The organism is Rhodococcus sp. NPDC055112 (genome assembly GCF_053607505.1).
This window is the reverse complement of the sequence record NZ_JBSGTR010000044.1, coordinates 1-12443: the sequence shown is the minus strand read 5'-3', so window position 1 is coordinate 12443 and position 12443 is coordinate 1. Positions and strand designations below refer to the sequence as shown.

13 protein-coding genes are annotated in these 12443 nt (G+C 69.8%); 9 read left to right on the top strand and 4 right to left on the bottom strand.

Annotated features, from left to right (window positions below; genetic code table 11):
• Nucleotides 1-49 precede the first annotated feature (49 nt).
• Nucleotides 50-1549, top strand: a complete 1500-nt coding sequence (gene yczR / locus ACWFRB_RS18465; RefSeq protein WP_452642583.1) for a MocR-like transcription factor YczR — start codon at nt 50-52, stop codon at nt 1547-1549.
• Nucleotides 1550-1608: 59 nt separating this feature from the next.
• Nucleotides 1609-2487, top strand: a complete 879-nt coding sequence (locus tag ACWFRB_RS18460) for an alpha/beta fold hydrolase (RefSeq protein ID WP_452642581.1) — start codon at nt 1609-1611, stop codon at nt 2485-2487.
• 83 nt (nt 2488-2570) lie between these two features.
• Here ACWFRB_RS18460 and ACWFRB_RS18455 read toward each other — a convergent pair whose 3' ends face one another.
• Entirely contained in the window at nt 2571-3668 is a 1098-nt protein-coding gene (locus ACWFRB_RS18455; protein WP_452642579.1) for a CaiB/BaiF CoA transferase family protein, read from the bottom strand.
• Nucleotides 3669-3821: 153 nt separating this feature from the next.
• Between ACWFRB_RS18455 and ACWFRB_RS18450 the strand changes: the two genes are divergently transcribed.
• Nucleotides 3822-4202: a VOC family protein gene (locus tag ACWFRB_RS18450; protein ID WP_452642577.1), complete on the top strand. Its 381-nt coding sequence runs from the start codon at nt 3822-3824 to the stop codon at nt 4200-4202.
• Between the two features lie 3 nt (nt 4203-4205).
• On the opposite strand, the gene ACWFRB_RS18445 is transcribed toward ACWFRB_RS18450, so the two are convergent.
• Nucleotides 4206-4634: a hypothetical protein gene (locus tag ACWFRB_RS18445; protein ID WP_452642576.1), complete on the bottom strand. Its 429-nt coding sequence runs from the start codon at nt 4632-4634 to the stop codon at nt 4206-4208.
• A 56-nt stretch (nt 4635-4690) separates the two neighbouring features.
• On the opposite strand from ACWFRB_RS18445, the gene ACWFRB_RS18440 reads away from it, so the two are divergent.
• Complete coding sequence (locus ACWFRB_RS18440; protein ID WP_136908347.1) at nt 4691-5173, top strand: DUF456 domain-containing protein; 483 nt, start codon at nt 4691-4693, stop codon at nt 5171-5173.
• A 316-nt stretch (nt 5174-5489) separates the two neighbouring features.
• Here ACWFRB_RS18440 and ACWFRB_RS18435 read toward each other — a convergent pair whose 3' ends face one another.
• Nucleotides 5490-6227 carry an amidohydrolase family protein gene (locus ACWFRB_RS18435; protein WP_452642573.1) on the bottom strand — a complete coding sequence of 246 codons (738 nt, stop codon included), beginning with the start codon at nt 6225-6227 and terminating at the stop codon, nt 5490-5492.
• Nucleotides 6228-6309: 82 nt separating this feature from the next.
• Nucleotides 6310-7674, bottom strand: a complete 1365-nt coding sequence (locus ACWFRB_RS18430; protein ID WP_452642572.1) for an FAD-dependent oxidoreductase — start codon at nt 7672-7674, stop codon at nt 6310-6312.
• 422 nt (nt 7675-8096) lie between these two features.
• On the opposite strand from ACWFRB_RS18430, the gene ACWFRB_RS18425 reads away from it, so the two are divergent.
• From ACWFRB_RS18425 to ACWFRB_RS18405, 5 genes are read left to right on the top strand one after another with little or no spacing between them, the layout of a single operon-like run.
• Nucleotides 8097-8909, top strand: a complete 813-nt coding sequence (locus tag ACWFRB_RS18425; protein ID WP_452642643.1) for an ABC transporter permease — start codon at nt 8097-8099, stop codon at nt 8907-8909.
• On the top strand, nt 8906-9952 hold the full coding sequence (locus ACWFRB_RS18420) for a taurine ABC transporter substrate-binding protein (protein ID WP_452642571.1): 1047 nt from the start codon (nt 8906-8908) through the stop codon (nt 9950-9952). Before ACWFRB_RS18425 ends, ACWFRB_RS18420 begins: the two co-directional genes overlap by 4 nt.
• Nucleotides 9939-10733 (top strand): ABC transporter ATP-binding protein, encoded by a 795-nt coding sequence (locus tag ACWFRB_RS18415; protein ID WP_452642570.1) that lies wholly within the window; start codon nt 9939-9941, stop codon nt 10731-10733. Before ACWFRB_RS18420 ends, ACWFRB_RS18415 begins: the two co-directional genes overlap by 14 nt.
• Before the next feature lie 31 nt (nt 10734-10764).
• Nucleotides 10765-11175, top strand: a complete 411-nt coding sequence (locus ACWFRB_RS18410) for a rhodanese-like domain-containing protein (RefSeq protein WP_452642568.1) — start codon at nt 10765-10767, stop codon at nt 11173-11175.
• Complete coding sequence (locus tag ACWFRB_RS18405; protein WP_452642567.1) at nt 11172-12395, top strand: O-succinylhomoserine sulfhydrylase; 1224 nt, start codon at nt 11172-11174, stop codon at nt 12393-12395. Before ACWFRB_RS18410 ends, ACWFRB_RS18405 begins: the two co-directional genes overlap by 4 nt.
• The last annotated feature ends 48 nt before the right edge of the window (nt 12396-12443 follow it).

Genomic DNA, 12443 nt, shown 5'->3' with positions numbered 1-12443 from the left:
CGCCCAACTGGTATTGCAATAAACATCCACTTTGCGAATACTGGACTGCATGGCAATCAGGGTGCTCGGAGCGACCACGTTGGCGCGCGATCTCGGGAAGTGGCAGGACGACGAGTCCGGGGGTCGGCGCCGCGTCGCCCGCCCCGCGTACCGCGCCCTGGCCGACAACGTGCGGTTGTTGGTGGCCGACGGCCGGATCCCGTTGGGGGTGGCGCTGCCCAGCGAGCGCGACCTCGCGGGCGTGCTCGAACTGAGCAGGACCACCATCACATCCGCGTACGCGGTGCTCCGCGACGAGGGATACCTCATCAGTCGGCAGGGATCGCGAAGCACGGTCGCTCTTCCCGAGTCGGGTGCCACCGGCAAGCTGCTGCGCGGCACCATATTCGGTGGATCCGCCGTCGGTGGCGCGAGCACGGAGCCCGCCATCGACCTCACGTGCGCCTCGATGTCCGCCCCTGTCGAGCCGATGCGGAGGGCATTCGCGGAGGGACTCGACGCGTTGCCCGCGTACCTCGGCGGGCACGGCATCGAACCGGTCGGGCTGCCGGTGCTACGCCAGGCGATCGCCGAACGGTATTGCAGGCGCGGCCTGCCGACAGCCCCCGAGCAGATCATGGTCACCGCGGGCGCCCAACACGCGTTGGTCCTGGTGCTCGGCCTGCTGGCCGCGCCGGGTGAGCGCGTGCTCATCGACCATCCGACCTACACGAACGCCATCGAGGCGATCAAGAGGATGGGGGCCAGGCCGGTACCGGTCGCGGTCCGGCAGGAGACCAGGGGCTGGGACCTGGACGGAATCCGCAGCACCGCACGGCAGACCGCGGCCAAGCTCGCGTACCTGGTGCCGGACTTCCACAACCCGACGGGATTCTGCCTCGACGACGAGGGCCGCGCCGAACTGGCCGCGATCGCCAGGGACACCCGGATGACGCTCATCATCGACGAGACGATGGCCGACCTCGGGCTCGATGCGCCCACGCCGACGCCTGTGGCCGCCTTCGCGCGCGGCGCGGGACGGGCGGACATCGTCACCATCGGCTCTACCTCCAAGGCCTTCTGGTCCGGATTGCGGATCGGGTGGATCAGGGCGGAGGCCCCGCTGATCAGTGCGCTCGCCGCGTCGCGCTCCGCCCTCGACCTGGGCACCGCGGTGGTCGAGCAGCTGGCTGCCGTGTCGATGTTCGAGGTCGAGGACGAGGTGCTGCCGGAGCGGCGCGAGCAGCTTCGCAGGCAGCGTGCTGCGTTGCTCGACGCGGTCGCGACAGATCTGCCGGACTGGCGGTGCACCCCTGGCAGCGGCGGCATGGCGCTGTGGATGCAGCTGCCTGCGCCGATGTCGACCGCGCTCGCCGCCACGTCGCCTTATCACGGCGTGCTGCTCGCGGCGGGCCCACGGTTCGGGCTCGAGGGCGCGTTCGAGCGGTATATCCGGCTGCCGTACGCCCGCGGCGAGGACGAGCTGAGGGCAGCGGTCACCGGCATCGCCGCCGCCTACCGCGCGCTCTCGGGGGGCGTGGACGTGGAACGTCCTGCCCTGGTGATCTGACGTCGACGGATCTAGCGTTGACGTCGACGGATCTAGCGTTGACGCCTACGGAGGCTCCGGTGCGCCGAGATCACGTTGGACCCCACGATCGCGTCATTCGCCTGCGCGACGGCCGTCTGTTGGGTTTTGCGGACTACGGTGACCCGGCCGGATTCGTCGTCGTGAACGCCCACGGCGGGCTGGCGGGACGGCTCGACGTGGCGGCCGCGTCGACCGTTGCCCGCGACGCCGGGATCCGGTTGGTCTCGCCGGACCGCCCTGGCATCGGCCTCTCCGATCCGCAGCCGGGCCGGACGCCGCTCGACTGGGCGCGTGATGTGGGGGAGCTGGCCGATCACCTCGATGTCGACCGGATGTCGGCGATGGGGTGGTCGATGGGCGGCCAGTACGCCGCGGCCCTCGGGTTCGCGTTGGCCCCGCGACTGAACAGGGTGGCGATCGTCGCGGGGGCGCTGCCGCTGACCGAGGACGGCGTGTTCGACCGGTTGCCGACGATGGATCGCGTGTTCACGCGGCTGTCCCAGCGCGCCGCGCCGATCGCGCGGGTCGTGTTCCAGACGATGGGCGTGACGGCCAGGGCCGCGCCGACGCTGTTCACCCGGGCCTCGGCAAGGGGCCTCGGCAGGGCGGACGCCGAGGTGATCCTGGGCGAGCCGGTCGCGAACTTCGCCGCCATGACGGGTGAGGCGTTGCGGGGCGGGTGGGGGATGGTGGAGGACTACCGCGCCTGGATGCGGCCATGGGGATTCGGTCCCGAGGACCTCGCCGTGCCGGTCGACGTCTGGTACGGCGACGACGACGAACTCGTCCCGAGCGCATGGCCGAGGGAGCTGGCCCGGCGGATACCCGGCGCGCGGCTGCGGACGTGTCCTGGCGGCCACTTCATGGCGCACCGGTACTACCGGGAGATCTTCGAATCGCTCTCGGCGCCCGCGTGATCCGGTTCCGGTGCGGGAGAGGGCGGGCGGGGTACCCGACAGGGTGACCCCACCCGCCCTCGTGGCGTGCGAATCGCGACCCGCTACGTCCAGACGTCGGCCGCGTCGACAGCCGCGCTCGGCGGCGGGGTCGGCAGGCCGGTCTCGGTCCGCGAGAACCGCGGCGCCGGGCGGTGCTGGGTGACCTTGTCGAGCTCGATGAGCGAACCACGGGCCGCGATGTGCGCGTTGCCGGGCGCCTCGGCGAAGGTCAGGACCGGGGTGGTGCAGGCGTCGGTGCCGTCGAAGATCGCGGCCCACTCGTCGCGGGTCTTGGACAGGAACGTCTCGGTGAAGACCTTCCGCAGCTCGGGCCAGCCGGTGAAGTCGTTCTGGCCGGGCAGCGCCGCCGGGTCCAGATCGAGCAGCTTCAGCAGTTCGGCGTAGAACTGCGGCTCGATCGCGCCGACGGCCATGTACTTGCCGTCCGAGGTCTCGTACGTGTCGTAGTACGGGGCGCCGGTGTCGAGCATGTTCACGCCGCGCTCGTCCGACCACACGCCCTGTCCTCGGAAGCTCCAGATCATGTGCGAGAGGGCAAGCGTGCCGTCGACCATCGCCGCGTCCACGATCTGGCCCTTGCCGGAGTTCTGCCGCTCGACGAGGGCGGCGAGGATGCCGAAGACCAGGAACATCGAACCGCCGCCGAAGTCGCCGACCATGTTCAGCGGCGGCACCGGGCGCTCGCCCTGGCGGCCGATGGCGTGCAGCACGCCGGTCAGGGAGATGTAGTTGATGTCGTGACCCGCGGACTGCGCGAGCGGACCCTCCTGGCCCCAGCCGGTCATCCGGCCGTAGACCAGGCGCGGGTTGCGCTCCAGCACAACGTCGGGGCCGAGCCCCATCCGCTCGGTGACGCCGGGCCGGAAGCCCTCGATCAGCACGTCGGCGCGCTCGAGCAGGCCGAGGACCTTCTCGATGTCGGCCGGGTCCTTGAGGTTGGCCTCGACGATCCGGCGGCCGCGCTGGGTCTGGTCGTGACGCTTGTCGGGGCCGGGGATCATCCCGGCGCGCTGCACCCGGACGACATCGGCGCCGAGGTCGGCGAGCAACAGCGCGGCGTGCGGTCCCGGCCCGATGCCTGCCAGTTCGACCACGCGGACGCCCGCGAGCGGGCCTTTCCTTACGTCTTCTGCGGACACGGATTCTCCTCGTTCTGGGCACGGTATGGCGTGAATTAACAGACGTTAACCCGTGGCCGCGGGGGTGTGTGCCGCGGGTCACGGATCGCCTCGACGGGGATCCGTCGAGGCGGGGGTCTTGCCTGTTCGCGACCGGCCGAGCAGAGTGAGGCCATGGCCTTCCCCGGTCGACTCGTGGCGTTCGCGCCCAGCACGGACCTCGACGTCTCGGCGATGTTCTACGTGGACACGCTGGGGCTCACCCTCACCGAACGGACCCCGTTTGCACTGGTGGTCGACGGTGGGAACGGGGTCGAACTCCGGATCACCCTGGTGCAGTCGAAGGCGGACACCGGGTACACGGTGCTCGGTTGGCAGATGGACGACCTGGACGCGGCGGTCGAGGAACTGCGGTCCAAGGGCGTGGAATTCAGCCGGTACCCGGGCCTGGACCAGGACGGGCACGACGCCTGGACGGGTCCCGACGGAACCAGGATCGCGTGGTTCCGGGACCCGCACGCGAACGTGCTGTCGCTGCACCAGGTCCCGGCGTAACGGTCAGCCGAGCAGCTGCCCGCGGACGAACCCGGCCAGCAGCACCGCGAAACCGCCCATCTCACCGACGATCAGCGCGATCATCGCCATGCGCAGCCCCATGTCCGGATGCTCGAACTGGTTGGTGGTGTCCCGCTTGGCGCCGTGCACGATATAGCTCGCGATCGCGGCGACGAAGAAGAAGACCGTCACGGCCGCGGCCGCCAGGTTCACCCAGGTCGGCCAGGCGCTGAGCTCGACGAACACCGCGATCAGCAGGGTCGCAAAGGAATACAGCAGCGCTGCCCGGTGCGCGATGTCCACGTACGGGTGCGCGAGGTGGTTCTCCGACAGGGCCATCTGGCGGTACTTCCACACGCCGAGGCCGAGCGCGAGCAGGAAGATCAGCCCGGCGGCGAGCAGGGTCAGTGTGGTGTCGATCCCCAGTTCCATCCGGCCATTGTGGCGTGCGCGCCTGTGGCGGGCCGCGGTCTGGCACAGTGTCGCCCGTGAGCGTCGGTGTAGAGGTCCTGATCGGGTTGGCGATCGTGGTGGGACTGGTGGGGGTCGTGCTGCCGATCCTGCCCGGTGCGCTGCTGATCCTGGGGGCCATCGCGGTCTGGGCGATCCTCGAGGGCACCGGGACCGGGTGGTCGGTGTTCGCCGCGGCGGCGGTGTTGCTGGTCGTGTCGGGTGTGGTCAAGTACACCTGGCCCGGCCGCCGGATGCGCGACGCGGGCGTACCCAAGCGGTCGCTGGTCGCCGGCGCGCTGCTGGGCATCGTCGGGTTCTTCGTGATCCCGGTCGTCGGCCTACTGATCGGATTCCTGCTCGGCACCTACCTGGCGGAGGTGCACCGGCACCGCACACACTCCGACGCCTGGAGGTCGACCGTGCACGCGACGAAGGCCGTCGGGCTGTCGATCCTGGTGGAGCTGCTCGGCGCGCTGCTGGCCGCCGGGATCTGGCTGGCCGCAGCGATCTTCGCGTAGGTGGGACAGGGAAGGTTCAACCGGCGTTCATCCACCGAGCACTGACAGCGGCCGGGGGTGTCGAGTAAAAATACCTGGACGCTTGGTCTAAGGCGTCGAGAATCCCGCAAACCGTGAAGGAGCACCCATGTCCTCGTCTGACCTGTCCGACCTGTTCGGCGCGCTGTCCACCGTCTTCGGCATCCTCGACGGCTCGTCCGCCCCGACGGGTGGATCGTCGAAGTAGTCAGGCTCCGCCCCGTCTCCATCCGGGGCTACCGGACCCCTGCTGCCACAAAGGAGTGGCGGTAGGGGGCCGATCCTCTTGTCCGTCCGGTCAGGTGAGCCGGTACCAGGCGCGGGCGTTGCCGCCGAGGACCGCCTCGAGGTCGTCGCCGACCGCGGCCGCGACGATGTCGAGGTCCGCGGCCTCGAACGCCCGCCTGGCCCTGGTCCCGGGCAGGTCGGTGCCGAACATCAACGACTCGGGATTCACGGCGTGGATGCGCCGCAACGCGTCGCCGACGTCGTCGATGGTGGCCCGGCCGAAGCCGGTGGCCTTCACCTTGACGCCGCGGTCGACCAGGTTGAGCAGGTAGGGCAGGCCCCTGGTGGACATGCCGAGATGGTCGATGCTCACGGCGGGCAGCTTCTTGAACACCGGCTCCAGGGACAGCAGCAGCGCCGCGTCCACGTAGAACTCCGCGTGCCAGCCCACCAGATCCCAGGCCCGCTGCGCCTGCGTGGCCAGCAGTTTCAGGTCGGTGGCGCTGCGGCGCAGATTGAAGCGCAGGGCCCGGACGCCTGCCTTGTCCAGCGCGACGATGTCCTCGTCGGTGGCGTCCTCGGCGAGCTGGGTCACGCCGACCCAGCCGGGGCCGAGCTCCTGCAGCGCGGCGACCAGGTAGGCCTGGTCGGTGCCCTGATACGACGCGGTCACCACCGCGCCGCCGTCCACGCCGAAGCCGTCGACCCGCTTGCGATAGTCGGCGATGGTGAACGGTTCCGGCAGGTAGCCGTCGTTCTCCACCAGTGGGAACCGGGGATCGATGATGTGTACGTGGGCGTCAAACACGGTAAGAGCATGCCTTGTCGGTGCGACAGAGGTCAGGTGGCGTTCCGGCAAGCGGGCCGAAACGCCACCTCGATCTCGGAAATTACTGCTGCGAGGCGCGCAGCATGTCCTCGCGCTCGACGACCTTGATGCGCTCGCGGCCCTCGGGTTCGCCGAGGGAACGCTCGTGGGCATCGAGGCGGTACCAGCCGTCCCAGGTGGTGAACGGGACCTGCTTGCCCTCGAGGAACTTCACGACCGCGTCCTCTTCGGGCTGCTCTGCGCCCTCGAAGTCGGGGGCGTCCTCGAGCAGGCAGGCGATGGTCTCGTTGGCGTCGCCCTTGGTGTGGCCGATCAGGCCGACCGGGCCGCGCTTGATCCAGCCGGTGACGTAGGTGCCTGCGATGTGGTTGCCGTCCTCACCGGTGACCCGGCCCGCCTCGTTGGGGACGGTGCCGGCCTGCTCGTCGAACGGCAGCTTCGCGATGTTCTGCGACAGGTAACCGACGGCGCGGTAGACGGCCTGGACGTCCCAGTCGTTGAACTTGCCGGTGCCGCGGACGTTGCCGGTGCCGTCCAGTTCGGTGCGCTCGGTGCGCAGGCCGACGACCTTGCCGTCCTCGCCGAGCACCTCGGTGGGCGACTCGAAGAAGTGCAGGAACAGCTTGTGCGGGCGGTTGCCCTGGTCGCGGATGGCCCAGTCCTGCAGGGTGTTGGCGACCATGTCGACCTGCTTGGAGCTGCGGCGCGCGGCCTCGGAGCCCTCGTCGTAGTCGATGTCCTCGGGGTCGACGATGACCTCGATGGTGGGCGAGTGGTCGAGCTCGCGCAGCTCCAGCGGCGTGAACTTGGCCTGCGCGGGACCGCGGCGGCCGAAGACGTGGACCTCGACGGCCTTGTTGTTCTTCAGGCCCTCGTAGACATTCGCGGGGATCTCGGTCGGCAGCAGCTCGTCGCCGGTCTTGGCGAGCACGCGCGCGATGTCGAGGGCGACGTTGCCGACGCCGAGCACGGCGACCTTCTCGGCCTCGAGCGGCCAGGCACGGGGGACATCGGGGTGGCCGTCGTACCAGGAGACGAAGTCGGCGGCGCCATAGCTGCCGTCGAGCTCGATGCCCGGGATGTCGAGCGCCCGGTCGGCGTTGGCGCCGGTGGAGAAGATGACCGCGTCGTAGAAGGTGCGCAGGTCGTCGAGGGTGATGTCGGTGCCGTAGTCGATGTTGCCGAGCAGGCGGACCTGCGGCTTGTCGAGCACCTTGTGCAGTGCCGTGATGATGCCCTTGATCCGCGGGTGGTCGGGGGCGACGCCGTAACGGATCAGGCCGAACGGGGCGGGCATCCGCTCGAACAGGTCGATCGACACGCCGCGTCCGGAGGCAGTATCGGACTTCATGAGGGCGTCGGCGGCGTAGATACCGGCAGGGCCGGCACCAACGATGGCCACGCGCAAAGGACGGGTCTGAGTCATCGGGAGCGAACTACCTTTTCGATGTGCGGACAGTCGGTCATTTTCGAGCGACCTGCAAGCAGTCGCTAGCGGTGATTTTCGAGCGATCTGCTAGCAGTCGCCAGCGGTTTCGAGCAGTGGTCAGGCCGTTCTCGGGCCCGCCGGTCGGCTTCCAGCTTAGGCTAAGCACACCCCGACCGGTCGTCCGAGGCCGAAGCCCCGAACCGCAACTGTCAATCCTGCGCCCTCGGGCGCCCCACCGCTAGGCAGCCCCCGGTTGGGGGGTCACAACTGTTGCTTGTGTCCCTCACTACGGGAGCGGCAGGCCTGTGCGCAACCCTCCCGATCAGGCTGAGCGAATCCATTGTCCTGGCCACACGCTCGCGGCTAGACATTGCGCCGTGTCTGCAGTGATCGACATCGACTCCGATGTCCCAGCCCCGGTGGTCCCGGTCGCCCGCGCCGGCCGTGGGGACCGGGCGAGCCGATTCGGTCTACCCCTGCTCTCGGTGCTGGTCTTCCTCGGGCTCTGGCAGCTCGCCGCGGCCAGTGGGATCTGGAACGAGGTCTTCGTCCCGTACCCGCGCACGGTGTGGAACGCCGCCGTCGACGCCTCGACCACCCACGACGGTGTCCGCGGCTACCAGGGCTATCTGCTGGCCGAGCACCTGTACATGACGTTGCGCCGCGTTTTCGCGGGCGTCGTGATCGGTGTGGCCGCGGGCGTCGCGCTCGGGCTGGCGATGGGCACCGTTGGATGGGTGCGGCACGTTCTCGAACCGTGGCTGACATTCCTGCGGGCGTTGCCGCCGCTGGCCTACTTCTTCCTGCTGGTGATCTGGCTGGGAATCGACGAGGCGCCCAAGGTCGCGTTGCTGGCGCTCGCGGCGCTGCCTCCCGCGGCCGTGGCGACCACGACGGCGGTACTCGCGGCACCGGTCACGTTGATCGAGGCGGCGCGGGCGCTCGGCGCCGGCCGAGCCCAGGTGATCCGCGACGTCGTGGTTCCCGCGGCGTTGCCCGAGACCTTCACGGGTGTCCGGCTGGCGGTCGGGATCGCTTACTCGTCCGTGGTCGCGGCCGAACTCTTCAACGGCATCCCCGGTATCGGCGGGATGGTCAAGGACGCCTCGAACTACAACAACACCCCCGTCGTGCTCGTGGGCATCTTCGCGATCGGGTTTTCCGGTTTGGTCATCGACGCCCTGCTGCGCGCCGTCGAACGGCGTGCGGTCCCCTGGAGAGGAAAGATATGAAGCACCCCCGACGTCCCGTGCGGGCGCTGCTGGCGACGCTCGCGGCGGGAGCCCTCGCGCTGACCGCGGCCGCCTGCTCGGTCGATGCGGCAGGACAGGATGACAGCAAGCCCACTATTCGCGTTGCCTACCAGACCTTTCCGAGCGGCGACCTGGTCGTCAAGAACCAGGGATGGCTGGAGGAGGCGCTGCCCGGCTACAACGTGAAGTGGACCAAGTTCGACTCCGGCGCGGACGTGAACACCGCCTTCGTCGCAGGCGAACTCGACTTCGGTGCGCTCGGATCGAGCCCGGTGGCCCGGGGGCTGTCGGCGCCGCTGAACATCCCGTACCAGGTGGCGTTCGTGCTGGATGTGGCGGGCGACAACGAGGCCCTGGTCGCGCGCAACGGCACCGGGATCGAGACCGTCGCGGACCTGCGGGGCAAGAAGGTCGGCACCGCCTTCGCGTCCACCGCCCACTACAGCCTCCTGGCCGCGCTGAACCAGGCCGGGCTGTCCGCATCCGACGTGCAGCTGGTGGATCTGCAGCCGCAGGCCTCGCTCGCCGCGTGGCAGCGCGGCGACATCGACGCCGTCTACACCTGGTTGCCCACCCTCGACGAGGTGAGGAAGGACGGCAAGACGCTGATCGCCAGCAGGGAGCTGGCCACGGCGGGCAAACCGACCCTCGACCTCGGCGTCGTCTCCTCCTCTTTCGCGGCCGAGCACCCCGAGGTCGTGGACGCCTGGCGCTCCGCCCAGGCCCGCGCGCTGACCACCATCGCCGACGACCCCGCCACCGCGGCGAAGGCCGTGGCCGCGGAGATCGGCATCAGCGAGCAGGACGCGGCGGGCCAGCTCCGTCAGGGCGTGTTCCTGCGGCCCGCGGCGTTGTCCTCGCCGGAATGGCTCGGCGCCGAGGGCGCACCCGGCAACCTGGCCGACAACCTGCACAGCGCGGCGCAGTTCCTCGCCGAGCAGAAGCAGATCACGAGCGCGCCCGACCTCGCGACCTTCCAGAAGGCGCTGTACGTGAAGGGCCTTCCCGGTGCCATCCAGTGACGAGGCGGCCATCCGGCTGCGAGAGGTCACACACGTCTACGGCGCGGGGGCGGCGGCGGTCACCGCGGTCGGCCCGGTCTCGCTGGACGTCCCGGCGGGGGAGTTCCTGGTGCTCGTGGGGGCCTCGGGGTGCGGGAAGAGCACACTGCTGCGGCTGATCGCCGGTTTCGAGGAGGCCACCGCGGGCGCGGTCCTGGTCGCGGGGGCCGATCCCTCGCCTGGTGTGACCTCGAGCGTGGTGTTCCAGCAGCCGCGGCTGTTCCCGTGGAAGAGCGTCGGCGGCAACATCGACGTCGCGCTCAAGTACGCGCGGGTGCCCCGGCAGGACCGGGACGCTCGCCGCGAGGAGCTGTTGGCCCGGGTCGGTCTGGAGGGGATGGCGGACCGCCAGATCTGGGAGATATCCGGCGGCCAGCAACAGCGGGTGGCGATCGCCCGTGCCCTCGCCGCGCCGACCCCGCTGCTGCTGCTCGACGAGCCGTTCGCCGCGCTGGACGCGCTGACCCGCGAGCGGCTGCAGGAGGATCTGCGGGCGGTCAGCGCGGGGGCGGACGGTGCCGAGGCACGCACGAGCGTGTTCGTCACGCACAGCGCCGAGGAGGCCGTCTTCCTCGGTTCGCGGATCGTGGTGCTGACCCGGAGGCCGGGCCGCATCGCGCTCGACCTCACGGTGGATCTGCCCCGGTCCGGGGTGCCCGCGGACGAGCTGAGGGGGTCCGCCGAGTACGCGGCGCTGCGGGCCGAGGTCGGCCACGCGGTCAAGCTGGCCGCCGCGGCGTGAACAGTTTCACGGGCTGTGAAAAACTGATGCCATGAGCTACGCAGGCGACATCACCCCGCAGCAGGCATGGGACCTGCTGCGCGAGCATCCGGAGGCGGTCCTCGTGGATGTCCGCACCGATGCCGAGTGGAAGTTCGTGGGTGTTCCCGACACCTCTGAGCTCGGCAAACATCCGGTGTTCATCGAGTGGGTGAGCGTGCGAGGGGCCAGGAACGACAACTTCGTCGACCACCTCAAGGAGGCCGGAATCACCGGCGAGCGTCCCGTGGTGTTCCTGTGCCGGTCCGGTCAGCGCTCCATCGGTGCGGCCGAGGCCGCGACCGCGGCCGGGATCGAGCCGTCGTACAACGTCCTCGACGGCTTCGAGGGCGGCATCGACGCGGACGGCCACCGCGGGGCGGTCGGCTGGCGTGCGCTCGGACTCCCCTGGCGGCAGTCGTGAGTGGCATCCCGCAGGGCGGGGCCTTCCACCGCGAGCTCCCGCCGGACGTCGGTCTCGGCACGCTCGGCGTGCGCGGCGGCGTCATGCGTACCGGGTTCGAGGAGACCTCCGAGGCACTGTTCCTCAACTCCGGCTTCGTCTACGAGTCGGCGGGTGCGGCGGAGCAGGCGTTCACCGGCGAGGTCGACCACTTCGTCTACTCCCGGTACGGCAACCCGACCGTGAAGATGTTCGAGGAGCGGCTGCGCCTGATCGAGGGTGCCGAGGCCTGCTTCGGCACCTCCAGTGGCATGTCGGCGGTGTTCACCGCGCTCGGTGCCCTGCTGAAGGCGGGGGATCGACTGGTCGCCGCCCGCAGCCTCTTCGGCTCCTGCTTCGTGGTGTGCAACGAGATCCTGCCGCGCTGGGGCGTGGAGACGGTCTTCGTCGACGGTGAGGACCTCGAGCAGTGGGAGCAGGCGCTGTCGGTGCCGACCACCGCGGTGTTCTTCGAGACCCCGTCGAACCCGATGCAGTCGCTCGTTGACGTCCCGCGGGTCGCGGAGCTCGCGCATGCGGCCGGCGCAAAGGTGGTGCTGGACAACGTCTTCGCCACCCCGCTGCTGCAGCGCAGCCTCGACCTGGGTGCGGACATCGTGGTGTACTCGGGCACCAAGCACATCGACGGCCAGGGCCGGGTGCTCGGCGGCGCGATCCTCGGGCCCAAGGACTACATCGAGGGTCCGGTGCAGAACCTGATGCGGCACACCGGTCCCGCGCTGAGCCCGTTCAACGCGTGGACGCTGCTCAAGGGGCTCGAGACCATGCCGGTGCGGGTGCGGCACTCGGTCGACTCGGCGCTCCAGATCGCCCGGTTCCTCGAGGGGCACAAGTCGGTGCGCTGGGTGAAGTACCCGTATCTCGAGTCGCATCCGCAGCACGATCTGGCCAAGCGGCAGATGAGCGGCGGCGGCACCGTCGTCACGTTCGAGCTCGATGCGCCGGACGGCGAGGCCAAGAAGCGGGCCTTCGAGGTGCTCGACGCGCTGCGGGTGATCGACATCTCGAACAACCTCGGTGACGCCAAGTCGCTGATTACCCACCCGGCCACCACCACGCACCGTGCGATGGGCCCGGAAGGTCGTGCGGCCGTTGGGCTCACCGACGGCGTGGTCCGGCTGTCCGTCGGGCTCGAGGACACCACCGACCTGCTGTCGGACCTGGACAACGCGCTGCGCTAGGCGGCTCCGCCGCCCGTGCGTGGTTGACGAGTCCCTGGACTCGTCAAC